We start from the raw sequence: 26,344 nt of genomic DNA, 5'->3' as shown, positions 1-26,344 counted from the left end.
TAGCCGCCTTGTCTTGAGGAACATCGGAAATGGCTCTGCTTGGGCGTTACAACAGTTTGCAAATCGTGAAACACGTGGACTTCGGCCTGTACCTGGACGGCGGCGCCGACGGCGAGATCCTGCTGCCCGGGCGCTACATCCCGAAAAACGCCGAAACCGAAGTGGATGACTGGCTGAACGTGTTCATCTATCTGGACAGCGAAGACCAGTTGATCGCCACCACCGAGAAGCCCAAGGTGCAGGTTGGCGAGTTCGCCAGCCTCAAGGTCAAGGATATCAACGGTGCCGGCATCTTCCTCGACTGGGGCCTGTCCAAGGACCTGCTGATGCCGTACTCGGAAGAGGCGCGGCCGCTGAAAATCGGCGACTACTGCGTGGTACACGTGTACCTCGACAAGCGCACCCGCCGCATCACCGCCACCTCACGCCTGGACCGTTATCTGGACCGCACCCCGGCGGACTACCAGGTGGGCCAGCCGGTCGAGCTGCTGGTGGCCGGCGAGACACCGATGGGCTTCAAGGCGATCATCAACAACCGCCACTGGGGCCTGATCCACAAGAACGAGGTGTTCAAGTTCTTGCGCTCGGGCATGCACGAGAAGGGCTTCATCAAGGAAGTGCGCGCGGACGGCAAGATCGCCTTGAGCCTGCAACCGGTGGGTGCTGCCCTGGCCGACAGCCTGCAGGAGCAGATCATGGCGCGCCTGGAGGCCGAAGGCGGGGTGCTGGGGGTGTGCGACAAGAGCGACCCGGCGCTGATCAGCAAGCTGTTCAACGTAAGCAAGGGCAACTTCAAGAAGGCCATTGGCGGATTGTTCAAGCAGGGCCGCATCGTCATCCATGACGATCGCATCGAAAAGGCCTGATCAGGCCTGCACGAAGGTACGGAAGTCCAGCTGCTCGCCACCCGGGCGGGTGTCGCGCAGCAGCGAGTCGCGGTCGGCGCTGAGGGCCAGGCTGATGGTCGAGCGGCGCTTGCCGGGGTTGCGCACTTCCATCTGCTCCTGGTGAGCGCGCAGGAAGTTGGTCGGCACCTTCAGGTGCTGCAGCTCGTCGCTTTCCGGGGTGTGCAGCAGCAGGTTGACCCAGTCGGGCTGGCCCTTGCGCAGCAGCGCCACCGGCACCTCGAACCACCACAGGTTGCGCTTGCGGTCGAGGATGGCGAACAGGGTGTTGCTGCTGGTCAGCACCGGGCGGGCCAGTGCTTCGTTACGCCGGGCGATGGCGGCGGGTTTGTCGAGTTTCATGCAGGTTCCTGCGGGTTGACGCTATGAAGGCCTGCATTGTGAGGGGTGGCGGGTAGCGGGGGCAAGGTTTGCCAACCGCCTTGCCGCTCGGTTCGAAGGCGAAAAAACTGTTGGAACGCTTGGCGAAGGCGTCGGGTCCACCGACTGTCGGCACGGTCCACGTGCCCCCAATTGCAGGAGTTTTGCCATGAGCGGTACCAAAGACAAAGCGAAAGGCCTGGCCAACGAAGCGATCGGCAACGTCAAGCAGGGTGTCGGCAAAGTTACCGACAACGAGCGGCTGCGGGCCGAGGGTGAAGCGCAGGAGCTCAAGGGCGAGGGGCAACAGATAAAGGGCAACGTGAAGGACGCGGTGAAAAAGCCTTGATGTGAGTGGCCTGTCCCGGCCTTTTCGCGGGCATGCCCGTTCCCACAGGTACTGAACAGATTTCAAGCACTGTGCGGTATCTGTGGGAGCGGGCGTGCCCGCGAATAGGCCGCTACTGGCGTAAGCAAATTCTTGCAGCATGGCCGGGATCAGCACAGCAGCGGCATGGTCTATTAGACTTACCCGTGGTACTCACGAATCAAGCGGCGAAAGGAGACGCTATGATTTTCCCCGACCTGCGCGGCCTGCCCCTGCACCGCGTGCTGGTACGCACCGTCAAGGAATTCCTCGACGACGAGATGTCGACCTACGCTTCCGCACTGGCCTACCAGATGCTGTTCTCGTTGTTCCCGTTCCTGCTGTTCCTGATCGCCCTGATCGGTTTCCTGCACCTGCCGGACTTCTTCTCCTGGCTGCGCCTGCAATCGGAACTGGTGCTGCCACCCCAGGCGCTGGAGCAGGTGAACCCGGTGATCGACCAGTTGCAGCAGTCCAAGGGCGGGCTGTTGTCGGTGGGTATCGTGATTGCCTTGTGGACCGCATCGGCCGGTGTGCGCCTGATGATGAGCGCGATGAACGCCGCCTACGATGTGCCCGAGGGCCGCCCGGTGTGGAAGCGCATTCCGTTGTCGATCATCTACACCGTGGGCATTGCCGGCATGTTGCTGGTGGCAGCGGCGCTGATGGTGCTGGGCCCGCAGGTGATGGAGTGGATTGCCGCCCAGGTCGGCATGCAGGAGGTGATCGTCACAGTGTGGACCATCCTGCGCTGGCCGGCGATCATTATCCTGATGATGGTGGCGGTGGCGCTGATCTACTACGTGATGCCCGATGTGAAGCAGCAGTTCCGCTTCATCACCCCGGGCTCGGTGCTGGCGGTGGTGGTGTGGATCTTGGCGTCGCTGGGCTTTGCCTACTACGTGAAGACCTTTGCCGACTACAACGCCATGTACGGCAGTATCGGTGCAATCATCGTGCTATTGCTGTATTTCTATATCTCCGCCGCCGTTTTGCTGCTGGGCGCGGAGATGAACGCAGTGATCGAGCACATGTCGAGCGAGGGCAAGAACCCTGGCGAGAAGGACGTCGATGAGCACAAACCCCGCGAAACCATTACCGTGCTAGGCCATGAGCACCCCGTTCCGAGCGAGCACCCATCTTCAGAGCCGAACCCCCGATGATCCGTGACATTCTCAAGATGGGCGACGAACGCCTGCTGCGCATCGCCCCGCCAGTGCCCGAGCACATGCTCGGCAGCGCCGAACTGCAGCAACTGATCGACGACATGTTCGAAACCATGCGCCATGTGGGTGGTGTGGGCCTGGCCGCCCCACAGATCGGTATCGACCTGCAGCTGGTGATCTTCGGCTTCGAGCGCAGCGAGCGTTACCCGGATGCCGAACCGGTGCCGCAGACTATCCTGCTCAACCCGGTCATCACGCCCACATCCAGCGAGATCGAGGACGGTTGGGAAGGCTGCCTGTCGGTGCCCGGCCTGCGCGGCGTGGTGCCGCGTTTCAAGCACATCTGCTATGAAGGCATCGACCCCCAGGGCAACCCGATCAACCGTTTTGCCGACGGCTTCCATGCGCGGGTGGTGCAGCATGAATGCGACCACCTGATCGGCCGGCTTTACCCGTCACGCATCCAGGACTTTTCCCGGTTCGGCTACACCGAGGTGCTGTTCCCCGGGCTCGACGCCAGCGACGACTGACCCCGTTGCAGTGCCACCAGGCGTTTGCTGCGCTGGTAGCGCTGCAGGCGGCCAGCCAGGGTTTCCGGCAACTGCTGGGCGATGTCGAAGCCCAAGCGCTGGTAGAAGGGCGCAAGGTCCGGGTGGCAGAACAGCCAGGTGGGCCCGCCAACCTGCGCCAGCGCCGCCTCGACCAACCGCCCGGCCACCCCTTGGCTGCGCCGCTGCGGGTCGACGAATAACCCGGTCAGCCAGAAGCCTTCGCCCACCGGGCTCAGGCTCAGGCCCGCGATGATGCCGGGACCCCGCGCCACCCATAGCTCAGCGTCGCCCGCAGCACGCATGCGTGAGCCGTGCTGGCGGTAAAAGTGGTCCAGCAGCCGGCGTTCCGGGGCCGAAAGTTTCGAACAGTACAAATTTTCAGAAATTGCGCGCCCTGCCCTGAAAGGTGGCCAGAGGCTCTGGCCCGATGTTTTGCGGTCAACTTGTCGCAGATTGTTGCATATCTGGCAAGGGTGAATGTCCGAGTTCGGGGTTCAACTATTCCAGGCCGGGAGTAGACTTTTAGCCATCCCCACTGGCAGTACGAAGCGGGATCGGTACTTCGTGCCATCTTCACCGTAGATGGCAACTTCTCCGCGCCGGGCACGGCAATAGAAGTCAATCGATCAGCTTGAATGCTCAAAAGGCAAACTCACATGAAACCATTACTGATTCTTGCATTGGTCGGTATGTCCTCGTTCGCCCTCGCCGATGAGGCCAGACCCGTCTCCAGCGAGCCCGTCGCCCAGCAGTACGACTACTCCATGAACCTGGACATCAAGCGGGTGATCAACCTGTCGACCATCCCCAACGTCTGCGAAGTGGTACCTGCGACCATGACCTACGAAGACCATCAGGGCCAGGTGCACACCATCCAGTACCGTGCCATGGGTGAGGGGTGCCAGCAGGGTTGAGCCCGCCAAGGGCCTGCCACAGCATTTTCAGCGCCTGTGAGACCGAGCGCCGCCCGCGCGGCGCTTCGCAGCACAAGGCTGCTCCTACATCTGTTTCTGGCCAGTAACGCCTGTGCCAGAGCACGCGAACGCCTTGTTTGTCCGACACGATATCGAGATGGACGCCAAGGGACCGCGCGCCTTTGCCTCAGGATTAATTGGCCCGAAACAAATGTAGGAGCAGCCTTGTGCTGCGAAGCGCCGCGCGGGCGGCGCTCGGTCTCACAGGCGCCACATCACCCAAGGCATGCACCTTGTCGCCCCGACGCAATCCCCCATATGCATTTCAAACCACAACCAACCCAGAATAATTTCCTCGACCTGTCGATTCCTCCGTCCCTCGTTCGACCATAGGTGAGAGCACGTTGCCCCCCCGTGCCCAATCACCCATGACCTGTCGGAGGAACCCCCGATGAGCACCGCAGCCGAAACCGAGATCCGCCAATTGATCGAGCGCTGGATGCAGGCCGTGCGCGATCGCGACATCCCCAACATCATCGCTCCCTATGCCGACGACATCGTCGCCTTCGATGCCATCCAGGCCCTGCAGTTCAAGGGCAAGGCAACCTACCGGGCGCACTGGGAAATGTGCATGGGCATGTGCCCCGGCCCCATGGTTTTCGAATACGCCGAACTCACCGTGCATGCCGCTGGCGACCTGGCCCTGGCCCACTGGCTTAACCGCTGTGGCCCCGCGGACAACGAAAGCCAGTGCGGCTTCATGCGCGCCACCGTGGGCTATCGTCGTCAAGGTGGTCAGTGGCGGGTAATCCACGAACACTGGTCGGCGCCATTCGACATGGAAACCCAGAAAGCCCTGTTCGATCTCAAGCCCTGAGCCGTTATCGCCAATCGCACTTTGCCAATGCCCTGGAGGCGACCATGAAATACCTGTGTCTGGTCTATTGTGACGAGGGGCTGTTGCACAGCCTGCCCGACAGCCCGGAAGACGCCGAATGCATGGCGTATGCCGAATCCATCCAAGGCTCCGGGCGAATGCTGGCGGCCGAGGCGCTGAAGCCGGTGCAGACCGCCACCACAGTGCGCATGCGCAACGGGCACATGAGCCTGACCGACGGCCCGTTCGCCGAGACCAAGGAGCAGTTGGCGGGCTTCTACCTGGTGGAAGCCCGTGACCTGAACGAGGCGCTGAACATCGCCAAGGGCATCCCCGCCGCACGGGTCGGCAGTGTCGAGGTGCGGCCGGTGCGCGAACTGCAACCCTGACAGCAATGGAGACTTCCCAGCATGAGCCTGGCACACCCCGCGCAAGTGCAACACGAGTTGTCCATCAGTCGCCTGATCGACGCACCGCCGTCCAAGGTGTTCCGCGCCTGGACCGACCCTCAGTGGCTGATGCAATGGTGGGGGCCGCACGGCATGACCACCCCGGAATGTGAGATGCAGTTGTGGATCGGTGGCCTGTTCCGCACCGTGATGCGGGCGCCGGATGGCAGCGATTACCCGAACCAGGGCGTATTCCTGGAGATTGCTGCGCCGCGACGGCTGGTGTTCACCGATGCCTTCGGCCCAGGCTGGGTGCCTTCGGACAAGGCGTTCATGACTGCCGTGATCAGCTTTGACGAGGAGCAAGGCAAAACCCGCTACACCGCCCGCGCCTGGCACTGGAATGCCGCCGACTGCCGCGCCCATGAGGAAATGGGCTTCCACCAGGGCTGGGGAGAAAGCCTGGACCGCCTGGTGGAGGTGGTGACCCAGCGGATGCCCGACTGATGACGGCACTGGCGCAGGTGCGCGCCGAGGTCGAGGCGGTCTACCGGAGCGAGTCACGGCGCATCCTGGCGACGCTGATCCGCCTGCTGGGTGATTTCGACCTGGCCGAGGAGGCCATGCACGATGCCTTCTTCATCGCCGTCGAACGCTGGCAGCGCGACGGTATCCCCGATAACCCGCGGGCGTGGCTGGTGTCCACCGGCCGCTTCAAGGCCATCGATGCGCTGCGCCGGCGCGCCCGGTTCGACCGTTCCCAGGCGGACCTGAGCATGCTGCTCGACGGCCAGGCGCAGGACCCCAGCGAAGAAGAGCTGCTGGCCGACGACCGCTTGCGGCTGATCTTCACCTGCTGCCACCCGGCCTTGTCCGCCGATGCCCAGGTGCCGCTGACCCTGCGTGAAGTCTGCGACCTGACCACCGAGCAGATCGCCCGTGCTTTCCTGCAGAGCCCGGCCACCATCGCCCAGCGTATCGTGCGCGCCAAGGCCAAGATCCGCGATGCCGGCATCCCTTACCAGGTGCCGGAACTGAACGAACTGCCCGAGCGCCTGGAGAGTGTGCTGCGGGTGATCTACCTGGTGTTCAACGAGGGCTATTCGGCGTCGTCGGGCGAGGCGCTGTTGCAGCAGGAGCTGAGCGATGAAGCCATACGCCTGGCGCGGCTGCTGGTGCAGTTGCTGCCCGACCCGGAGGCGGTCGGCCTGCTGGCCTTGATGTTGCTGCAGGCATCCCGGCAGCGGGCGCGTACCGATGGCCGGGGTAACCTGGTGTTGCTGGAGCAGCAGGACCGTAGCCTGTGGGACCGGCAACGCATTGCCGAAGGTTGCGAATTGGTGCGCCAGGCCTTGCAAAGCCGGGCGTTCGGGGCCTATACCGTGCAGGCGGCGATTGCGGCGGTGCATGCCGAGGCGGCGACGGCCGAAGCGACCGACTGGGCGGAGATCGTCGGGCTGTATGACGTGCTGCAGCGGCATTGGCCGTCAGCTGTGGTTGAACTGAACAGGGCCGTGGCGCTGGCGAAGCGGGATGGGCCGGAGGTTGGCCTGCGGGAGGTCGAAGGGATTCTGGCGCGGGGAGAGTTGCTGGACTATCACCTGGCGCATGCGACGCGGGGTGAGCTGCATTACCAGCTGGGGCATATGGAAGAGGCCCGGGCGGCCTGGCGGCAGGCGCTGGCGTTGACCCGGCAGGAGCCGGAGCGCAGGCATATCGAGCGGCGGTTGCAGGCTATTGAATGATGTTTGCTTTACTGGCCCTATCGCCGGCAAGCCAGCTCCCACAGGGTCACCACAGGCTTGAACATTGTGGTGATCCAGTGGGAGCTGGCTTGCCGGCGATAGGGCCGGTACTGCCTACATCACTTTTCAGCTAGCCACAAAATTCGGCGGCGAAACCAGCTCGACGGTCTGCTGCTTGCGCGGTGCGAGGATCTCGGCCTCACCCTGAACCACCAGCTCATCGTTCTGGTTGTAGACATTGGTGGCGATACGTACCTTGAACTTGGGCAGCTTCTCCAGGATTTCCAGGCGCACGGTCAGGGTATCGCCAATTTTCACCGGCTTCTGAAAGCTCATCTGCTGGCCCAGGTAGATGGTGCCAGGGCCAGGCAGGGTGCAGGCCACTGCAGCACTGATCAGCGCGCCGCTGAACATGCCGTGGGCAATGCGCTCGCGGAACATGCTCTTGGCAGCGAACTCGGCGTCCAGGTGTACAGGGTTGTGGTCACCGGACATCGCGGCGAACAACTGGATGTCGCGTTCTTCGACCGACTTTTTGTACTCGGCCTTCTGGCCGACTTCGAGGGCTTCGTAAGGCGTGTTGGTGACCTGGGACATCGGGGCTTCCTTAAGGGGTAGGCGAGGGCGGCTATCATTCACTGCGCACAGGGCGGCCAAGGGCCAGTGCCTGTTCAAGCCAGCCAAGGATATCGCTGGTGACCTCGTCACGGTTGGTTTCGTTGAGTACTTCGTGCCGCGCCTCAGGGTAGACGCGCAGCTGTACATGTCGATTGCCGGTCGCGCGCAGGGCGTCGGCCAGATGGGTGAGACGCTTGCCGGCACTGACCGGATCACATTCACCACCTATCACCAGCAGCGGCAGGTTAGGATCGATCTGCGCGAGGTTACTCGGCTGGCTGATCTGCGCCAAGCCTTGCAGCAGGTCGAGCCACAACTGGTTGCTGCAGCGAAAGCCGCAGAGCGGGTCGTTGACATACAGGTCGACCTGCGCCGGGTCGCGGCTGAGCCAGTCGAACGCCGTGCGGTTGGGCTTGAAAGCCTTGTTGAACGAGCCGAACGACAACCACTCTATGAGCGCGCTCTTTCCCAGCGGCCCTTGGCGCCAGGCCTCCAGCCGGGCAATCAGGCGCGCCACACGGTAGAGCGCTGCCGGCTGGTAGTTGGAACCACTAAGGATCGCCCCGTGCAGGCTGCCACTGTGGTGCAGCAGGTAGGCCTGGGCGATGTAGCTGCCCATGCTGTGGCCGAACAGGAACAGCGGCGTGCACGGGAATTGCTGACCAATGTGCTGGGCCAGCAGCCCGATGTCGTTGACCACGGCATTCCAGCCATGATGGCGGGCGAACAGGCCGAGGCTGCCCAGCTCGGCCGTGCGTCCATGGCCGCGCTGGTCGGGGGCGAACAGGGCGAAGCCGGCCTCGCTCAAGGCATGGCCCAGGTGCTGGTAGCGCCCGGCGTGCTCGGCCATGCCATGGGCCAGCAGCACCACGGCTTTTACCGGTGTGGCCGGCAACCATTGGTGCACATACAGGCTGCAGTGCTCGCTGGCGGGTAGCCAGAAGGCGTCGTGAGGCATGGCGGGTCCTTGTGCGCACAGGTACCCGAACAGTGTATGCACAACCGACCGGATTGCAGGAAGGGCACAAATAAGATTCACAATGTTAATGGCGGCACTTGGCGTATATGCCACCTGGGGCTTACCTGCTAACGTCGGATCAACGCCTTTTCGCTTTCGGGCGGGCAGGTGAAAGGATTACAGGACTCACAGCAGGTCCAGGCAGAGGAACAATAATAAATGCAAGCCGACTTCTGGAATGACAAGCGCCCGGCGGGCGTGCCTTCCACCATCGACATCAATGCCTACACCTCGGTCGTCGAGGTGTTCGAGCGCTCCTGCAAACGCTTCGCCGACCGCCCGGCCTTCAGCAATTTGGGCGTGACCCTGACCTACGCGGACCTGGAACGCCATTCGGCGGCCTTCGCCGCCTGGCTGCAGCAGCACACCGACCTCAAGCCGGGCGACCGCATCGCGGTGCAGATGCCCAATGTGCTGCAATACCCCATCGCTGTGTTCGGTGCCCTGCGCGCTGGCCTGATCGTGGTCAACACCAACCCGCTGTACACCGAGCGCGAGATGCGTCACCAGTTCAAGGACAGCGGCGCACGTGCGCTGGTGTACCTGAACATGTTCGGCAAGCGCGTGCAGGAGGTGCTGCCCGATACCGGCATCGAGTACCTGATCGAGGCGAAGATGGGCGACCTGCTACCCACCGCCAAGGGCTGGCTGGTCAACACCGTGGTCGACAAGGTCAAGAAGATGGTGCCGGCCTACCAGCTGCCCCAGGCTGTGTCGTTCAAGCAGGTGCTGCGCCAGGGCCGCGAGCTGTCGCACAAGCCGGTGCCGCTCAGCCTGGACGACACTGCCGTGCTGCAATACACCGGTGGCACCACCGGCCTGGCCAAGGGCGCCATGCTCACCCACGGCAACCTGGTGGCCAACATGCTGCAGGTGCTGGCCTGCTTCTCGCAGCACGGGCCGGACGGGCAGAAGCTGATCAAGGACGGCCAGGAGGTGATGATCGCGCCGCTGCCGCTTTACCACATCTATGCCTTTACCGCGAATTGCATGTGCATGATGGTTACTGGCAACCACAACGTGCTGATCACCAACCCGCGGGATATTTCCGGCTTCATCAAGGAGCTGGGCAAATGGCGTTTCTCCGCCTTGCTGGGGCTGAACACGCTGTTCGTCGCACTGATGGACCACCCGGGCTTCCGCCAGCTCGACTTTTCGGCGCTGAAGGTCACCAACTCCGGCGGCACCGCACTGGTCAAGGCCACCGCCGAGCGCTGGGAGGCGCTTACCGGTTGCCGCATCGTCGAAGGCTACGGCCTGACCGAAACCTCGCCGGTGGCCAGCACCAACCCCTATGGCCAGCTGGCGCGTCTGGGTACGGTGGGCATCCCGGTGGCGGGCACCGCCTTCAAGGTGATCGACGATGACGGCAACGAGCTGCCGCTGGGCGAGCGGGGCGAGCTGTGCATCAAGGGCCCGCAGGTGATGAAAGGCTACTGGCAGCAGCCCGAGGCCACGGCCCAGGCCCTGGATGCGGAGGGCTGGTTCAAGACCGGCGACATCGCGGTGATCGACCCGGACGGCTTCACCCGCATCGTCGACCGCAAGAAGGACATGATCATCGTCTCGGGTTTCAACGTGTACCCCAACGAGATCGAGGATGTGGTGATGGGCCATCCCAAGGTCGCCAACTGCGCGGCCATCGGCGTACCGGACGAGCGCTCCGGCGAGGCGGTGAAGCTGTTCGTTGTGCCGCGCGAGGGCGGGCTGAGCGTGGATGAGCTGAAGGCCTACTGCAAGGCCAACTTCACCGGCTACAAGGTGCCCAAGCACATCGTGCTGCGCGAGTCGTTGCCGATGACGCCGGTGGGCAAGATCCTGCGGCGGGAGCTGCGCGACATAGCTTGATACCGGGTTGGCTTCTTCGCGGGTGAACCCGCTCCCACAGGGGGCTTGCAGTTCTCAAGGCCTGTGCAGCACCTGTGTGGGAGCGGGTTCACCCGCGAATGCTTTCAAACCGCTCTAGCAGGCTATTTACAGCCCGATCTGCGACATTTTGGATAATTACTCTAAAAATGACCTGTATTGTTCATTGAGTCATTTTTATGACCGTGAGGCCTGTTTTGGCCTCTAGGCGACCCCAGGCAAAGCTGTTACTCTCGGCCCGCTTTCAGATGATCCGGTTTGCAACGAGCCGTCATCCCATATCAATAATAAGCGCATCGACGCGTGAATCGAACTTCGCTGTTGCTGAAGGAGTGGGCTTCCATGATCGAAAATTTTTGGAAGGATAAGTACCCAGCCGGGATTACGGCGGAAATCAATCCTGACGAATTCCCCAATATCCAGGCGGTACTCAAGCAATCCTGCCAACGCTTTGCCGACAAACCGGCCTTTAGCAACCTGGGCAAGACTATCACTTATGGCGAGCTGTATGCGCTGTCGGGAGCGTTTGCCGCCTGGTTGCAGCAGCATACCGACCTCAAGCCGGGTGACCGCATTGCCGTGCAGCTGCCTAACGTACTGCAATACCCGGTGGCGGTATTCGGTGCCATGCGTGCCGGGCTGATCGTGGTCAACACCAACCCGCTGTACACCGCACGGGAAATGGAACACCAGTTCAACGACTCCGGCGCCAAGGCCTTGGTGTGCCTGGCCAACATGGCCCACCTGGCCGAGAAGGTAGTGCCCAAGACCCAGGTCAGGCACGTCATCGTCACCGAAGTGGCCGACCTGCTGCCGCCGCTCAAGCGCCTGCTGATCAACAGCGTGATCAAGTACGTGAAGAAGATGGTGCCGGCCTACAACCTGCCGCGTGCCGTACGCTTCAACGACGCTCTGGCGCAGGGCAAGGGCCAGCCGGTGACCGAGGCCAACCCGCAGGCCAACGACGTGGCGGTGCTGCAGTACACCGGTGGTACCACCGGCGTGGCCAAGGGCGCGATGCTGACCCACCGCAACCTGGTGGCCAACATGCTGCAGTGCCGGGCGCTGATGGGCTCCAACCTGCACGAAGGCTGCGAAATCCTCATCACCCCGCTGCCGCTGTACCACATCTACGCCTTTACCTTCCATTGCATGGCAATGATGCTGATCGGCAACCACAACGTGCTGATCAGCAACCCGCGTGACCTGCCAGCCATGGTCAAGGAACTGGGCAAGTGGAAGTTCAGCGGCTTCGTCGGCCTCAACACCCTGTTCGTTGCCTTGTGCAACAACGAGGCGTTCCGTGCCCTGGACTTCTCGGCGCTGAAGATCACCCTTTCTGGCGGCATGGCCCTGCAACTGAGCGTGGCCGAGCGCTGGAAGGCCGTGACCGGCTGCGCCATCTGCGAAGGCTATGGCATGACCGAGACCAGCCCGGTGGCTGCGGTGAACCCGGCGGAGGCCAACCAGGTCGGCACCATCGGTATTCCGGTGCCGTCCACCCTGTGCAAGGTCATCGACGACAACGGCAACGAGCTGCCGCTGGGCGAGGTGGGCGAGTTGTGCGTCAAGGGCCCGCAGGTGATGAAGGGCTACTGGCAGCGTGAGGAGGCCACTGCCGAGATTCTCGACAGCGATGGCTGGCTGAAGACCGGCGACATCGCCGTGATCCAGCCAGATGGTTACATGCGCATCGTCGACCGCAAGAAGGACATGATCCTGGTCTCGGGCTTCAACGTGTACCCCAACGAGCTGGAGGATGTGCTGGCGGCGCTGCCGGGCGTGCTTCAGTGCGCGGCCATCGGCGTGCCGGACGAGAAGTCCGGTGAAGTGATCAAGGTGTTCATCGTGGTCAAGCCGGGCATGACCCTGACCAAGGAACAGGTGATGGAGCACATGCGCGCCAACGTCACCGGCTACAAGGTCCCGCGCCAGATCGAGTTCCGCGACGCGCTGCCAACTACCAACGTTGGCAAGATTCTGCGCCGTGAGCTGCGCGATGAAGAGCTGAAGAAACAGGGCTTGAAGAAGATCGCCTGACGCCCAGCCAGCGCGGTCTGTGTAGGAGCGGCCTTGTGTCGCGATCGGGTCGCGAAGCGGCCCCAGGTTTTCAGCCGTGATGCTGAAATTGCTGGGGCCGCTTCGCGGCCCGATCGCGACACGAGGCCGCTCCTACAGAGGTTGCGCAGGCCTCAGGTTCAGCGCAGTTTCTCCAGCATCTGGTAGTACCACATCCCCGCCGCCAGCAGCGGATTGCCCAGCAAGTCCCCCATCGGCACCCGCACATGCTTGCACTGGGCGAAGGTGTCGAACTTCTCCAGCGTCCCGGTCAACGCTTCGGCCATGATCTCGCCCATGATGTGGCTGGTGGCAATGCCGTGCCCCGAATAACCCTGGCAATACCAAACGTTGTCCGACAGCTTGCCCAGCTGCGGGATGCGGTTGACCACGATGCCCATGGCGCAGCTCCACTGGAATTCGATCGGCACACCTTTCAACGCCGGGAAGGTGCGCTCGATGCACGGGCGCAGTTCGCCTTCGATATCCCGTGAATCACGGCCGGAATAGTTGGCGCCACCGCCAAACAGCAGGCGCTTGTCGGCGGTCAGCCGGTAGTAATCGAGGACGAAGCGGCAGTCGTATACCGCCAGGTCCTGCGGGTTGATCTGTTCGGCCAGTTCCCCCAGCGGTGCGGTAGTGACGATGCCGCCCATGGCCGGGAAGATCTTGCCCTTGAGCTGGCGCTTTTCCAGTTTGTGGTACACATCGCCGGCCAGCATCACCTGGCGCGCCTCGACCCGCCCGTGGGCAGTGACCACCGCCGGGCGCGGGCCGTGGACGATGTCCAGCACTTCGGAGTTTTCGAAAATCAGCGCCCCCAGGCCATGGGCAGCACGGGCCTCGCCCAGGCACAGGTTGAGCGGGTGCAGGTGCAGGTTGCGCAGGTTTTTCAGCGCGCCCAGGTACAGCGGGCTTTGCAGGTGCTCGGCCACGCCATCGCGGTCCAGCAGTTGTACCTGCTCGCCCATGCCGCGCCGCCGGGCCTCGGCTTCGAATGCGCGCAGCTCGTCCATGTGCGAGGGCTTCATGGCCGCGTGCAGGTGGCCGCGCTTGAGGTCGCAGTCGATGTTGTAGCGTGCCACGCGCTGCTCGATCACCTGGTGCCCGCGCCAGCGCAAGTGCCAGATGAAGTCATCGACCTCGGTACCGAGGCGGTTGCGCATCTGCGAGCGCATGGCTTCGTCGCCCGACAGGCTGCCGGTGACCTGGCCGCCGTTGCGCCCACTGGCACCCCAGCCGATGCGGTTGGTTTCGACGATGGCCACCTTCAGGCCACGCTCGGCCAGCTCCACCGCCGTGGCCACGCCGGTAAAGCCGCCGCCGATGATCGCCACATCCACCTGTACCGTGCCCTTGAGCTGCGGGTACTCGGTGTGGTCGTTGAGGGTGGCGCTGTAGTAGGACGGCGCGCGTTGCGCCGGCCCTTTGTTCAATGCTGCATTCATGGGTGTTCCTTGTTATCCGGGGATCAGGCCTGGTGCAGGTACCAGCGCCAGTCCTGCTCACTGACTTCGGCCATGAACTGGCGGTACTCGGCGCGCTTGACCTTCAGGTACACGCCAAGGAAGTCCTCGCCCAGTGCTTCGCGAGCCCAGCTCGAATGCTGCAGGGCGTCGAGGGCAGTCAGCCAGTCGGTGGGCAGGTGTTCGGTGGCCTGGGCATAGCCATTGCCTTCCACCGGTGCCCCCGGGTCCAGCTGTTGGCGAATGCCCCAGTGGCTGGCGGCAAGGATCGCCGCAGCGGCCAGGTAGGGGTTGGCATCGGCGCCGCAGATGCGGTGCTCCACGTGCCGGCTGTTGGCTGGACCGCCCGGTATGCGCAGGCTCACGGTGCGGTTGTCGACGCCCCAGGTTGGCGCCAGCGGGGCATAGCTGTTGGCCTGGAAGCGGCGGAACGAGTTGGCGTTGGGGCAGAACAGCAGCAGCGAGTCGCGCAGGTGTCGCAGCATGCCTGCCACGGCCTGGCGCAGCAGCGGGGTACCGGCTTTGTCCTCACTGGCGAACAGGTTGTTGCCGGCGCTGTCGGCCAGGCTCAGGTGCATGTGCATGCCGGTGCCGGCCAGTTGCGCGAACGGCTTGGCCATGAAGCAGGCCTGCATGCCATGGGCATGGGCAATGCCTTTGACCAGGCGCTTGTAGCGCACGGCCTGGTCCATCGCCTGCAGGGCGTCGCCGTGCTCGAGGGTGATTTCCACCTGGCCGGGGGCGTATTCCGAAATCGCCGTGCGCGCCGGGATGCCCTGGGCCTTGCAGGCGGCGTAGAGGTCGGCAAGGAACGGCTCGATCTGCTCCAGTTCGCGCAGGCCATACACCTGGGTGGTGCGTGGGCGGCCGCCGTCATTGTCCAGTGCCGGTTGCGGGCGGCCCTGGGCATCAGGTTGCTGGTCCAGCAGGTAGAACTCCAGCTCGCAGGCCATCACCGGATGGTAGCCGTCGGCCTTCAACGCCTCGATGGTACGCAGTAGCACATGGCGCGGGTCGGCGATGCTGGCCGGCAGGCCCTCGTTCGGGTGCATGCTCACCTGCACCGCGGCGGTCGGCACCCGGCGCCAGGGCAGGCGCACCAGGCTGCCTTCAAGCGGGTAGGCGCGGCAGTCGATGTCGCCCACGTCCCACACCAGGCCGGAGTTTTCCACGTCGTCGCCGTTCAGGGTCAGGCCGAGAATGGTGCTGGGCAGCGGCCGGCCGGTCTGGTACACGGCCAACAGTTCGTCGCGGTGCAGCAGCTTGCCGCGCGGCACGCCATTGGCGTCGAGGATGAACAGTTCGAACAGTTCGATATCGGGGTTGTCGGCCAGAAAACGGCTGGCCTGCTCTACAGGTGCAAAGTGCATGATGGATTCGCTCACGGGCGCACGGGCCACCGCGCATGCTGGCGGCCCGGCTGAGTCAAACGGCCGGAAGACGGCCGGGTCTGGTCACAACGGCGTGAGCGAGAAATCCGGTGGGCGTGCGTGACGGCAGTGCCACAGGGCCCAGAAGGCGAGGATGATGTGGACCAGCGGATTCTCACCAGCACGGCGCCGGGCCTTCGCTTGCGAAGGGCGGGACGACGGTGGGGCGATGGGCTGGACGGGAGTCATGCCTTTGATACTCACATGCGGCGTAAGGTTGATTAAAGCAGTGAATGGCAACCTTTACATCGCACCTGGCTAAACATTTGTGCCGTTGCACCTGGCCTCTTCGCGGGTAAACCCGCTCCTACAGGATTGCATCAAGGCTGGGTGCTGTGCGGTCCCTGTAGGAGCGGGTTTACCCGCGAAGAGGCCGTCACAGGCAGCAGAGAACCGGCAAATCTGCGACAATCGCGCATCCTTCGAATGCCGATCATGAAAAAGCAGGCCCACCTGCATCACTAAAAAGCCCCATGACTGACCACGCCATCGACAAACTGCTGCAAAACCTCGACCACGCCATGATCGCCGACCGCCATCGCCTGCGCCGGCAATTGCACGAACTGCGCAAGCGCCCCGACGAGGCGAAGCTGGCGCAGTGGGTGGAAAAGGTCCAGGCGTCCTGCGCCCAGGTCACCGCGCGCCAGCAGAGCGTGCCGACCGTGCTCTACGACGACAGCCTGCCAATCGCTGCCAAGCGTGACGAAATCAAGAAGGCCCTGGCCGAGCACCAGGTGCTGGTTATCGCCGGCGAAACCGGCTCGGGCAAGACCACCCAGTTGCCGAAGATCTGTCTCGAACTGGGCCGTGGCAGCCATGGCCTGATCGCCCACACCCAGCCACGCCGGATCGCCGCCCGCAGCGTTGCCGCGCGGGTCGCCGAAGAGCTGGGCACGCCGCTGGGCGGGCTGGTCGGCTACCAGGTGCGTTTCGAAGACCAGAGCGACGCCAACACCCTGGTCAAGCTGATGACCGACGGCATTCTGCTGGCCGAAACCCAGCACGACCGTTTCCTCGAGCGCTACGACACGGTCATCGTCGACGAAGCCCACGAACGCAGCCTGAACATCGACTTCCTGCTCGGCTACCTGAAGACCCTGCTGCACCGCCGCCCGGACCTGAAGCTGATCATCACCTCGGCGACCATCGACCTGGAGCGCTTCTCCAAACACTTCGACGGCGCGCCGATCATCGAGGTGTCCGGGCGTACCTTCCCGGTGGAAACCTGGTACCGCCCGCTGACCAGCGAGCAGGACGAGGAGGGCAACCAGATCGAGGACGACCTCACCGTCGACCAGGCCATCCTCGCCACGCTGGATGAGTTGGCGCACCACGAGCGGAGTGAGGGCAAGGGCCCCGGCGATGTGCTGATCTTCCTGCCGGGCGAGCGCGAGATCCGTGATGCCGCCGAGATCTTGCGCAAGGCGCAACTGCGCCACACCGAGATCCTGCCGTTGTACGCGCGCCTGTCGCCGGCCGAGCAGCAGCGCATCTTCCAGCCACACACCGGGCGCCGTGTGGTGCTGGCCACCAACGTTGCGGAAACCTCGCTGACCGTGCCGGGCATCCGCTACGTGATCGATACCGGTACCGCGCGCATCAGCCGCTACAGCTACCGCGCCAAGGTGCAGCGCCTGCCGATCGAGGCCGTGTCGCAGGCCAGTGCCAACCAGCGCAAGGGCCGCTGCGGCCGGGTCGAGCCGGGTATCTGCGTGCGCCTGTACAGCGAAGAGGATTTCAACAGCCGGCCGGCGTTCACCGACCCGGAGATCCTGCGCACCAACCTGGCGGCAGTGATCCTGCAGATGCTGCACCTGCGCCTGGGCGCAATCGACGCCTTCCCGTTCATCGAGCCGCCGGATGGCAAGGCCATCAGCGATGGTTTCAACCTGCTGCAGGAGCTGTCGGCGGTCAACCGCGAAAACCAGCTGACGCCGATCGGTCGCCAACTGGCGCGCCTGCCAATCGACCCGCGGCTGGGGCGCATGCTGCTCGAAGGCGCCCGCCTGGGCAGCCTGCAGGAAGTGCTGATCGTCACCAGTGCGCTGTCGGTGCAAGACCCGCGCGAACGCCCGCCGGAGCGCCAGCAGGCCGCCGACCAGGCGCACGCGCAATGGAAGGACGTGGATTCCGACTTCGCCGCGTTGGTCAACCTGTGGCGTGGCTTCGAGGAACAGCGCCAGGCGCTGACCGCCAACCCGCTGCGCAACTGGTGCCGCAAGAACTTCCTGAACTACCTGCGCCTGCGCGAATGGCGCGATGCCCATCGCCAGCTGGCGCTGATCTGCCGTGACCTGCAGCTGACAGTGAACAAGGACCCGTCCGACTACCCGAAAATGCACAAGGCCATTCTCAGTGGCCTGCTCAGCCAGATCGGCCAGAAGACTGAAGAGGGCGACTACCAGGGCGCCCGCCAGCGGCGCTTCTGGGTGCACCCGTCGTCGGGCCTGGGGCGCAAGCGCCCACAGTGGGTAATGGCTGCCGAGCTGGTCGAAACCACCAAGCTGTACGCCCGCATGGTGGCCAGGATCGAGCCGGACTGGATCGAGCCGTTGGCCGGCCACCTGGTCAAGAAGAACCACTTCGAACCGCATTGGGAGAAGAAGCGCGGGCAGGTCGTGGCCTACGAGCAGATCACTCTGTACGGGCTGATCCTGGTCGGCCGTCGGCCTGTGCATTTCGGCCCGATCGACCCGGTCACCTCGCGCGAGCTGTTCATCCGCGAAGGCCTGGTGGGTGGCGAAATCCAGTCGCGGGCCAAGTGCCTGGCGGCCAACAAGCGCCTGCTGGAAGAGCTCGACGAGCTGGAGGCCAAGGCCCGTCGCCGTGACATCCTGGCCGACGAAGAGACGCTGTATGCCTTCTACGAAGCGCGTCTGCCGGCGGAAATCCACCAGACGGCGACCTTCGACAGCTGGTACCGCATGGGCAGCCAGAAGGACGCCAACCTGCTGATCATGCGCGAGGAAGACGTGCTGGCCCGCGAGGCCAGCGAAGTCACCGCCGCGCAGTACCCCGACAGCCTGCAGGTGGGCGAGCTGCGCCTGCCGCTGAGTTACCACTTCGAGCCCGGGCACCCCCGCGATGGCGTGACCGTGCGGGTACCGGCGCCGCTGCTGCCGAGCTTGCCGGGCGAGCGCCTGGAATGGCTTGTGCCCGGCCTGCTGGAAGCCAAGTGCGTGGCGCTGGTGCGCAACCTGCCCAAGGCGCTGCGCAAGAACTTTGTGCCGGTGCCGGACTTCGTCAAGGCCTCGCTGGCGCGCATGACCTTCGGCCAGGGCGCATTGCCGCAGGCCCTGGGCCAGGAACTGCTGCGCATGACCGGCGCCCGTGTGCCCGACGAGGCATGGGACGAGTCGGTCAACCTGGTCGAAGGCCACCTGCGCATGAACATCGAAGTGGTCGATGGCCAGGGCAAGTTCCTGGGTGAAGGCCGCGATCTGGCCGAGCTGACCGCGCGCTTCGCTGCAGCCAGCCAGGCAGCGTTGGCCGTGCCGCGTGACGCCAAGAGCGAGCAGCCGGTACAGGCCAAGGCTTTCAGCGAGGTTAAGCAGACCGCGCAGCAGAAGATCGCCGGCCTGTCGATGACCGTGTACCCGGCACTGGTGGAAGAGGGCGGCACCGTGCGCGAAGGGCGTTTCTCGACCCAGGCCGAAGCCGAATTCCAGCACCGCCGCGCGTTGCAGCGTCTGTTGCTGCAGCAGCTGGCCGAGCCGGCCAAGTACCTGCGCGGCAAGCTGCCGGGGCTGACCGAGCTGGGCCTGCTGTACCGTGAAATGGGCCGGGTCGAGGCGCTGGTCGAGGATATTCTGCTGGCCAGCCTGGACAGCTGCATCCTTGAAGGCGAACAGCCGCTGCCACGCGATGGTGCGGCCCTGGCTGGCCTGGCCGAGCGCAAGCGCGGCAGCTGGGCCGAGCATGCCGAGCGCCTGGCACGGCAGACCCTGGAAGTGCTGAAGCTGTGGCATGGGCTGCAGAAGCGCTTCAAGGGCAAGATCGACCTGAGCCAGGCAGTGGCGCTTAACGACATCAAGCAACAGCTCGGCAACCTGGTGTACCCGGGCTTCGTGCGCGAAACCCCTGGGGGCTGGTTCAAGGAGCTGCCGCGTTACCTCAAGGCGGTGGAACTGCGCCTGGAGAAGCTGGGTTCGCAGGTGCAGAAGGACCGGGTGTGGAGCGGTGAGCTGGCCAACCTGTGGGCGCAGTACAAGGCCCGTGCCGACAAGCATGCCCAGGAAGGCAAGCGCGATGAGCAACTGACGGTGTACCGCTGGTGGCTGGAGGAATATCGGGTTTCGCTGTTTGCCCAGCAGTTGGGGACAAAAGTGCCGATTTCCGACAAGCGATTGAGCAAGCAATGGAGCCAGGTGGAGGGCTAAACTTCCACAGTTGTGGCAATATTGATGCAATTTGGGGCCGCCTGGTGGCCCCTTCGCGGGTAAACCCGCTCCCACAGGTGCAGCAGTGTCCTCGGGAGCGGCGCAATCCCTGTGGGAGCGGGTTTACCCGCGAACGAGGGCGCAGCCCTCGCCCCTAAATTGGCACTAAAGTGCCATTAACCTGTCATGTTTCCCAGCCAGCGCCCCGTGGCGATGGCCTTTGACCAGAGGAACGACCGTGCATAACGTCGTGATCAGCGGCACCGGCCTGTACACCCCGGCCCAGAGCATTTCCAACGAAGAACTGGTGGCGTCCTTCAACACCTGGTCGCAGCAGTTCAACCAGGACAACGCCGCCGCCATCGAGCGCGGTGAAGTCGAGGCGGCGCCGCTGTCCGATGCCGCGTTCATCGAAAAGGCCTCGGGCATCAAGAGCCGCTTCGTCATGGACAAGGCCGGCATTCTCGACCCGCAGCGCATGAAGCCGCGCCTGCCCGAGCGCTCCAACGACGAACCGTCGGTGCTCTGCGAAATGGCCGTGGCCGCTGCCCGCCAGGCCCTGGAGCGCGCCGGTCGCACGGCGGCCGATGTCGACGGGGTGATCGTCGCCTGCTCCAACCTGCAGCGCCCGTACCCGGCCATCGCCATCGAAGTGCAGCAGGCGCTGGGCATCCAGGGCTTTGCCTTCGACATGAACGTGGCCTGCTCGTCGGCCACTTTCGGCATCCAGACCGCCGCCAACAGCGTGGCCCTGGGCCAGGCGCGCGCGGTGCTGATGGTCAACCCGGAGGTGTGCACCGGCCACCTGAACTTCCGTGACCGCGACAGCCACTTCATCTTTGGTGATGCTGCCACTGCGGTGTTGCTCGAGCGTGCTGACAAGGCCACCTCGGCGCACCAGTTCGACATCGTCAGCAGCAAGCTGTGGACCGAGTTCTCCAACAACATCCGTAACAACTTCGGCTTCCTCAACCGCGCGGCGGAAGAGGGCGAGGGCGCGGCGGACAAGCTGTTCATCCAGGAAGGCCGCAAGGTGTTCCGCGAGGTGTGCCCGAAGGTGGCCGAGCTGATCGGTGAGCACCTGCAGGAAAACGGGCTGCAACCAAGCGATGTGAAACGCTTCTGGCTGCACCAGGCCAACCTCAGCATGAACCAGCTGATCGTCAAGAAGCTGCTTGGGCGTGAAGTGGCCGAAGAGGATGCACCGGTGATTCTCGATCGCTATGCCAACACCAGTTCGGCAGGGTCGGTGATTGCCTTCCACCTGTACCAGGACGACCTGGCCAAGGGCTCGCTGGGTGTGTTGAGCTCGTTTGGTGCGGGGTATTCGATTGGTAGCGTGATCCTGCGCAAGCGCTGATTGCTTCGAAATATCGGGGCCGCTTTGCGGCCCATTCGCAGCACAAGGCTGCTCCTACAGGAAAACGCGCCGGTTGCAGGGTTCGCATTCCTCTGTAGGAGCAGCCTTGTGCTGCGAATGGGCTGCAAGGCAGCCCTCTGCAATCTCACAAAAAAAGCGGGAAACGCCGGATGGGGTCGGCATTTCCCGCTTCAGGTGAAGCGCTGCAGGGTTTTGCTTAGAACTTGGCTTCCAGGTCTACCTGCAGGGTATCTACATCGGCATCGCTGTTGGGCAACTGCGACAGGTCGGTCTTGGCCATCAGGTAGGCAGCGCCCAGGGAGAAGTTCTTGTCGATTTCATATCCGACCTTGAACTTGTGCCCGCGCGAACCGGTAAAGCCGTTGCCAAAGTCAGAGTCGGTGAACAGGCTGACCACGGCGTTACGCTGCACGTCGCGGTAGTTGTAGTCCAGGCTCCATGCCCCGACCTTGGTTTTCAGGCCCGCCAACCAGGCCTGGTCTTCGCCATCGGTGCTTTCGGTGTTTTTCACATACTGACCGTAAGCAGAGAGCGGGATGGCAAAGCCGGTGAAGTCCAGCTGGCCGAAGCCTTCCACGAGGTTGAACTCGTTGGTGGTGTTGCCGAACGACTGCAGGATGGTGGCTTCCTTGTCGTTGTCGTAGCCATAGATACTGGCACCTACGGTCAGCTTGAGCACATCGGCCGGGGCGAATTTGGCGCCCAACTGGCCGTGATAGACCTGTGCGTCATGCTTGTATTGCACGCCGTCGCCATCGACGTTGTCCTTGAGGGTGTACTGACCGGCGCTGGCGAACACTTCGGCCCCGCCCAGGTCGGTCTTGTAGGTGGCTGCCACGCCTTCCGGGTTGATGTCGCTATCCCAGATGATGTCGCCCATGCTCACCCATGGCTGCGCCATCTTGCCGCCAATCAGGTGCAGGTTGGGAACTGCAGTCGGGTGCCAGTCGAGGTAGGCCTGGTCGACCCACAGCGACTTCTTGTCGAAGTAGTTGTCGAAGCTCTGGTTGGTCGAACGGCGGTCGGCACTGCTGCCGGTGGCGATACGGATGCCCGCGTCGACCTGCGGGTTGATTTCGCTGTAGAAGCCGACACGGGCACGCACGCGCTGGCGGTCCTGGTTGCCGCTGCTGCTGTTCGGGTCGTCGACGTTGACGTCTTCGTAACGCAGGCGCAAATCACCCTTGACCTGGGTCTTGGCGGCCCATGCCACTTTCTGTTCAAAGGAGCTCATCCGTTCGGACTGAGCTTTCTGAGCGGCCTTTTCCTTGGTTTCTTGAGCCAGGTCCGCCTGCAGTTCGTTGTACTGCGCCTGGTTGATCGAGCCATTGGCGCGGAGCATTTCGAGCAGCTTGGCGTCGACAGCTGCACTGGCCGGAGTACTCAGAGCCAGCATCATGCCGGTGAGGCTCACTCCGGTAAGTGTAGAAACAAGACGCATAAGGTTCTCCCTGTTGAATAAGATGGGGAGGCTCAAGCGCCCGCCCCTGTGTTGGCATGTCTTCGGAAAGGGCCTGAATAGACAGGTTCTGGGGTTCCGGAAAACAGGCGCAAGTATTGCGGGGGCGAATGACAGATTAATGTCGAATTGGTGGCACTGCGGTTAAGTAATTGAGAATAAAAGGATCTGTCCCGGCTATCGTGATTTGAGTGGCGGGCCTTCCTTGGGGATACTGGGTACCTTGAAACAGCGAGCCGAAACCGTGACCAGCCTGTACAGCCTTGCTCATTTGCGTGATCTTCCGGCGGCCACCTGGGATGCCCTGGTGCCCGCTGGCCAACCGTTCCTGCGCCATGCGTTTCTCAGCGCCATGGAGGACAGCGGCAGCGTCGCGCGCAACACCGGCTGGGCCGCCGAGCACCTGGTGCTGGAAGGTGACGGGCGGGTACGGGCGCTGCTGCCGGCGTACCGCAAATGGCACTCGTTTGGCGAGTACGTGTTCGACCATGGCTGGGCCGATGCCTGTGAGCGGGCCGGCATTGCCTACTACCCCAAGCTGCTCGGTGCCGTGCCGTTCAGCCCGGTCAGCGGCCCGCGCCTGCTCGCCGCCGACCCAGCCGATGGCTTGCTGGTGCTGCAGGCGTTGCCGGAGTACCTGGCCAAGGGAGGGCTGTCTGGCGCGCACATCAATTTCACCGAGCCGGCGCTGGACGAGCAACTGGCAGGCCAGCCTGGCTGGATGGAGCGCCTGGGCTGCCAGTTTCATTGGCGCAACCACGGCTACCGTGACTTCCAGGATTTTCTCGACAGCCTGAGTTCGCGCAAGCGCAAGCAGATGCGCAAGGAGCGTGAACAGGTGGCCGGGCACGGTATTGAATTCCGCTGGTACCGTGGGGCTGAACTGGATGAGGCGCAGTGGGATTTCGTCTACCGCTGCTACGCCAATACCTACGCGGTGCGCCGCCGTGCGCCCTACCTGACACGCGAGTTCTTCAGCCTGCTTGCCGAGCGCATGCCCGAAGCGTTGCGCGTGGTGATGGCGCGGCAGGGTGGCCGTGATGTGGCCATGGCCCTGAGCCTGGTGGGGGGCGACAGCCTGTTTGGCCGTTATTGGGGGTGCCTGGACGAGTTCGACCGGCTGCATTTCGAAACCTGTTTCTACCAGGGCATGGACTTTGCCATTGCCGAAGGGCTGCAGCGTTTCGATGCCGGGGCACAGGGGGAGCACAAGCTGATTCGAGGGTTCGAGCCGGTGCTGACGCGGTCGTGGCACTACCTGCTGCACCCGGGGCTGCGGCGGGCGGTAGAGGATTTTCTGGCGCAGGAGCGGGAAGGGGTGCTGGCGTATGCCGAGGAGGCCAGGGGGATGTTGCCCTATCGCCGGGACTGATCCATTTGTAATGGCTATCCAGGACCTGTAGGAGCAGCCTTGTGCTGCGAAGAGGCCGGTAGGGCAAAAAATCTCCTTTGGCACTGATGGACTCTTCGCAGCACAAGGCTGCTCCTACATGGACCGCACAGGCTTCAAGGGGGCTGTGAGGCCTGAGCAGGGGTCAATCCACTCCGACAAACCCCCCGGTCTGGTGATGCCACAACCGGGCATACAAGCCTTGCTGCTCCAGCAGTTCACTGTGGCTGCCACTCTCGACAATCCGCCCCTTGTCCAGCACTACCAGCCGGTCCATCCGGGCGATGGTGGAAAGCCGGTGGGCAATCGCGATCACCGTCTTGCCCTGCATCAGCGTCTCCAGGCTTTCCTGGATTGCTGCCTCTACCTCCGAGTCCAGCGCCGAAGTGGCCTCGTCCATGATCAGGATCGGTGCATTCTTCAGCAGCACCCGGGCAATGGCGATGCGCTGGCGCTGGCCACCCGACAGCTTGACTCCGCGCTCGCCCACATGGGCATCGAAACCGGTGCGCCCCTGAGCGTCCGACAGCTGCGGGATGAACTCGTCGGCGCGGGCCCGGCGCACCGCTTCATGAAGCGCGGCCTCGCTGGCATCGGGGCGGCCATACAGCAGGTTGTCACGGATTGAGCGGTGCAGCAGCGAGGTGTCCTGGGTGATCATGCCGATCTGCGCGCGCAGGCTGGCCTGGCTCACTTCGGCAATGTCCTGGCCGTCGATGAGGATGCGCCCGCCCTGCACGTCATACAGCCGCAGCAGCAGGTTCACCAGGGTCGACTTGCCTGCCCCCGACGGGCCGATCAGGCCGATCTTCTCGCCCGGGCGTATGTCCAGGCTGAGCCCTTCGATCACGTTGGCGGCCTTGCCGTAATGGAAGTCCACATCATCGAAACGCACCGCACCGCGGCTGACCTTGAGCGCTGGTGCGTTGGGCCGGTCGGTGACGGTGACCGGCTGGGCGATGGTCTGCAGGCCGTCCTGGACCATGCCGATGTTCTCGAAGATGCCGTTGACCACCCACATGATCCAGCCCGACATGTTGACGATGCGGATCACCAGGCCGGTGGCCAGGGCGATGGCGCCGACGGTGATCAGCGACTGGCTCCACAGCCACAGCGCCAGGCCTGTGGTGGCGACCACCAGCAAGCCATTGAGGGTGGTTATGACCACGTCCATGCTGGTGACCACACGTGCGGCCAGCTGGGTTTTCTCTGTCTGTTCGCGGATCGCTTCGCGCGCGTACTGCTGTTCGAAGTCGGTGTGGGCGAACAGCTTGAGGGTGGCGATGTTGGTGTAGCCGTCGACGATGCGGCCCATCAGCTTGGAGCGGGCGTCGGAGGAAATCACCGAACGCTCCTTCACCCGGGGGACGAAGTAGAACAGCGCGGCGATGTAGCCTGCGATCCATAGCAGCAGCGGCAACATAAGGCGCCAGTCGGCCTCGGCGAACAGCACCAGCGAGGTGATGGCGTAGATCAGCACGTGCCATAGCGCATCCACCGCCTGCACCGCAGAGTCTCGCAGTGAGTTGCCGGTCTGCATGATGCGCTGGGCGATGCGCCCGGCGAAGTCGCTCTGGAAGAAGTTCAGGCTCTGCTTGAGTACATAGGTGTGGTTCTGCCAGCGGATCAGGCTGGTCATGCCGGGGTTGATGGTCTGATGCACGAGCAGGTCGTGCAGGCCGAAGAACACCGGGCGCAGCAGCAGGATCACCACCAGCATCCAGATCAGTTCGCCGCTGTGTTCGCTGAAGAAACTGGCATTGGGCGTGCCCTGTGCCAGGTCGATGATGCGGCTGAGGTAGCTGAACATCGCCACCTCGATCAGCGAGGCGACCAGGCCCACCACCAGCAGGGCGACAAAGCTCGGCCACACCTGGCGCAGGTAGTACAGGTAGAACGGCCAGACCTGGCCGGGTGGCGACTCGCTGGGCGCGTCGCGGAAGATGTCGATCAGTTGCTCGAAACGGCGGTACAGCATGGGTGACGACACTCCTGTTTCATCCGA

22 protein-coding genes are annotated in these 26,344 nt (G+C 63.6%); 14 read left to right on the top strand and 8 right to left on the bottom strand.

Annotated elements, in window-relative coordinates; translation table 11 throughout:
• Positions 1–29 precede the first annotated feature (29 nt).
• Complete coding sequence (locus M1D87_RS19695) at positions 30–866, top strand: CvfB family protein (RefSeq protein WP_013973728.1); 837 nt, start codon at positions 30–32, stop codon at positions 864–866.
• Here M1D87_RS19695 and M1D87_RS19690 read toward each other — a convergent pair whose 3' ends face one another.
• Positions 867–1,247, bottom strand: coding sequence for a hypothetical protein (locus M1D87_RS19690; RefSeq protein ID WP_013973727.1), 381 nt, complete (start codon positions 1,245–1,247; stop codon positions 867–869).
• A gap of 187 nt (positions 1,248–1,434) precedes the next feature.
• On the opposite strand from M1D87_RS19690, the gene M1D87_RS19685 reads away from it, so the two are divergent.
• The 3 genes from M1D87_RS19685 (at position 1,435) to def (ending at position 3,328) form a co-directional block, all read left to right on the top strand.
• The gene (locus M1D87_RS19685; protein WP_015271319.1) at positions 1,435–1,614 is read left to right on the top strand and encodes a CsbD family protein; all 180 of its coding nucleotides are present in this window, start codon (positions 1,435–1,437) and stop codon (positions 1,612–1,614) included.
• A 221-nt stretch (positions 1,615–1,835) separates the two neighbouring features.
• Positions 1,836–2,795: a YihY/virulence factor BrkB family protein gene (locus M1D87_RS19680; protein ID WP_061552646.1), complete on the top strand. Its 960-nt coding sequence runs from the start codon at positions 1,836–1,838 to the stop codon at positions 2,793–2,795.
• Entirely contained in the window at positions 2,792–3,328 is a 537-nt protein-coding gene (def, locus tag M1D87_RS19675) for a peptide deformylase (protein ID WP_013973724.1), read from the top strand. The genes M1D87_RS19680 and def overlap by 4 nt, the downstream gene beginning before the upstream one ends.
• On the opposite strand, the gene M1D87_RS19670 is transcribed toward def, so the two are convergent.
• Positions 3,283–3,651 carry a GNAT family N-acetyltransferase gene (locus M1D87_RS19670; protein WP_039612575.1) on the bottom strand — a complete coding sequence of 123 codons (369 nt, stop codon included), beginning with the start codon at positions 3,649–3,651 and terminating at the stop codon, positions 3,283–3,285. The two genes, def and M1D87_RS19670, sit on opposite strands and share 46 nt — an antisense overlap.
• Positions 3,652–4,005: 354 nt before the next feature.
• Here M1D87_RS19670 and M1D87_RS19665 point away from each other — a divergent pair, with 354 nt between their 5' ends.
• From M1D87_RS19665 to M1D87_RS19645, 5 genes are all read left to right on the top strand, one after another.
• Complete coding sequence (locus M1D87_RS19665) at positions 4,006–4,263, top strand: DUF2790 domain-containing protein (RefSeq protein ID WP_004375752.1); 258 nt, start codon at positions 4,006–4,008, stop codon at positions 4,261–4,263.
• Positions 4,264–4,714: 451 nt separating this feature from the next.
• Entirely contained in the window at positions 4,715–5,140 is a 426-nt protein-coding gene (locus M1D87_RS19660; RefSeq protein WP_123083777.1) for a YybH family protein, read from the top strand.
• 44 nt (positions 5,141–5,184) lie between these two features.
• On the top strand, positions 5,185–5,529 hold the full coding sequence (locus tag M1D87_RS19655; RefSeq protein WP_013973721.1) for a YciI family protein: 345 nt from the start codon (positions 5,185–5,187) through the stop codon (positions 5,527–5,529).
• Positions 5,530–5,550: 21 nt separating this feature from the next.
• A complete protein-coding gene (locus M1D87_RS19650) occupies positions 5,551–6,036 on the top strand; it encodes an SRPBCC family protein (protein ID WP_013973720.1) in 486 nt (161 codons plus the stop codon).
• A complete protein-coding gene (locus M1D87_RS19645) occupies positions 6,036–7,274 on the top strand; it encodes an RNA polymerase sigma factor (RefSeq protein WP_038410076.1) in 1,239 nt (412 codons plus the stop codon). The genes M1D87_RS19650 and M1D87_RS19645 overlap by 1 nt, the downstream gene beginning before the upstream one ends.
• Positions 7,275–7,400: 126 nt before the next feature.
• On the opposite strand, the gene M1D87_RS19640 is transcribed toward M1D87_RS19645, so the two are convergent.
• Together M1D87_RS19640 and M1D87_RS19635 are read right to left on the bottom strand one after the other, a co-directional pair.
• Complete coding sequence (locus M1D87_RS19640; RefSeq protein ID WP_012273633.1) at positions 7,401–7,871, bottom strand: MaoC family dehydratase; 471 nt, start codon at positions 7,869–7,871, stop codon at positions 7,401–7,403.
• Between the two features lie 34 nt (positions 7,872–7,905).
• A complete protein-coding gene (locus M1D87_RS19635; protein ID WP_004375746.1) occupies positions 7,906–8,850 on the bottom strand; it encodes an alpha/beta hydrolase in 945 nt (314 codons plus the stop codon).
• Positions 8,851–9,069: 219 nt separating this feature from the next.
• Between M1D87_RS19635 and fadD2 the strand changes: the two genes are divergently transcribed.
• Positions 9,070–10,758, top strand: coding sequence for a long-chain-fatty-acid--CoA ligase FadD2 (fadD2, locus tag M1D87_RS19630; protein ID WP_123083776.1), 1,689 nt, complete (start codon positions 9,070–9,072; stop codon positions 10,756–10,758).
• A gap of 360 nt (positions 10,759–11,118) precedes the next feature.
• The gene (gene fadD1, locus M1D87_RS19625) at positions 11,119–12,816 is read left to right on the top strand and encodes a long-chain-fatty-acid--CoA ligase FadD1 (RefSeq protein WP_023663600.1); all 1,698 of its coding nucleotides are present in this window, start codon (positions 11,119–11,121) and stop codon (positions 12,814–12,816) included.
• 158 nt (positions 12,817–12,974) lie between these two features.
• Here fadD1 and M1D87_RS19620 read toward each other — a convergent pair whose 3' ends face one another.
• Entirely contained in the window at positions 12,975–14,282 is a 1,308-nt protein-coding gene (locus M1D87_RS19620; RefSeq protein WP_015271308.1) for an NAD(P)/FAD-dependent oxidoreductase, read from the bottom strand.
• 23 nt (positions 14,283–14,305) lie between these two features.
• Positions 14,306–15,670, bottom strand: a complete 1,365-nt coding sequence (locus tag M1D87_RS19615) for a glutamine synthetase family protein (protein ID WP_024087557.1) — start codon at positions 15,668–15,670, stop codon at positions 14,306–14,308.
• Between the two features lie 533 nt (positions 15,671–16,203).
• Here M1D87_RS19615 and hrpA point away from each other — a divergent pair.
• Positions 16,204–20,109: an ATP-dependent RNA helicase HrpA gene (gene hrpA, locus M1D87_RS19610; RefSeq protein ID WP_123083775.1), complete on the top strand. Its 3,906-nt coding sequence runs from the start codon at positions 16,204–16,206 to the stop codon at positions 20,107–20,109.
• A 238-nt stretch (positions 20,110–20,347) separates the two neighbouring features.
• Positions 20,348–21,469: a beta-ketoacyl-ACP synthase III gene (locus M1D87_RS19605; RefSeq protein ID WP_123083774.1), complete on the top strand. Its 1,122-nt coding sequence runs from the start codon at positions 20,348–20,350 to the stop codon at positions 21,467–21,469.
• Positions 21,470–21,686: 217 nt separating this feature from the next.
• Here the strand turns inward: M1D87_RS19605 and M1D87_RS19600 are convergent, their stop codons facing one another.
• Positions 21,687–22,931 carry a putative porin gene (locus M1D87_RS19600; protein ID WP_023660852.1) on the bottom strand — a complete coding sequence of 415 codons (1,245 nt, stop codon included), beginning with the start codon at positions 22,929–22,931 and terminating at the stop codon, positions 21,687–21,689.
• A gap of 262 nt (positions 22,932–23,193) precedes the next feature.
• Here M1D87_RS19600 and M1D87_RS19595 point away from each other — a divergent pair, with 262 nt between their 5' ends.
• Complete coding sequence (locus tag M1D87_RS19595; protein ID WP_123083856.1) at positions 23,194–24,321, top strand: GNAT family N-acetyltransferase; 1,128 nt, start codon at positions 23,194–23,196, stop codon at positions 24,319–24,321.
• A gap of 163 nt (positions 24,322–24,484) precedes the next feature.
• Here the strand turns inward: M1D87_RS19595 and M1D87_RS19590 are convergent, their stop codons facing one another.
• Positions 24,485–26,317 (bottom strand): ABC transporter ATP-binding protein, encoded by a 1,833-nt coding sequence (locus M1D87_RS19590; protein ID WP_015271302.1) that lies wholly within the window; start codon positions 26,315–26,317, stop codon positions 24,485–24,487.
• Between the last annotated feature and the right edge of the window lie 27 nt (positions 26,318–26,344).

Source organism: Pseudomonas sp. SA233, assembly GCF_054792385.1.
This window is presented reverse-complemented; position numbering and strand designations above follow the sequence as displayed.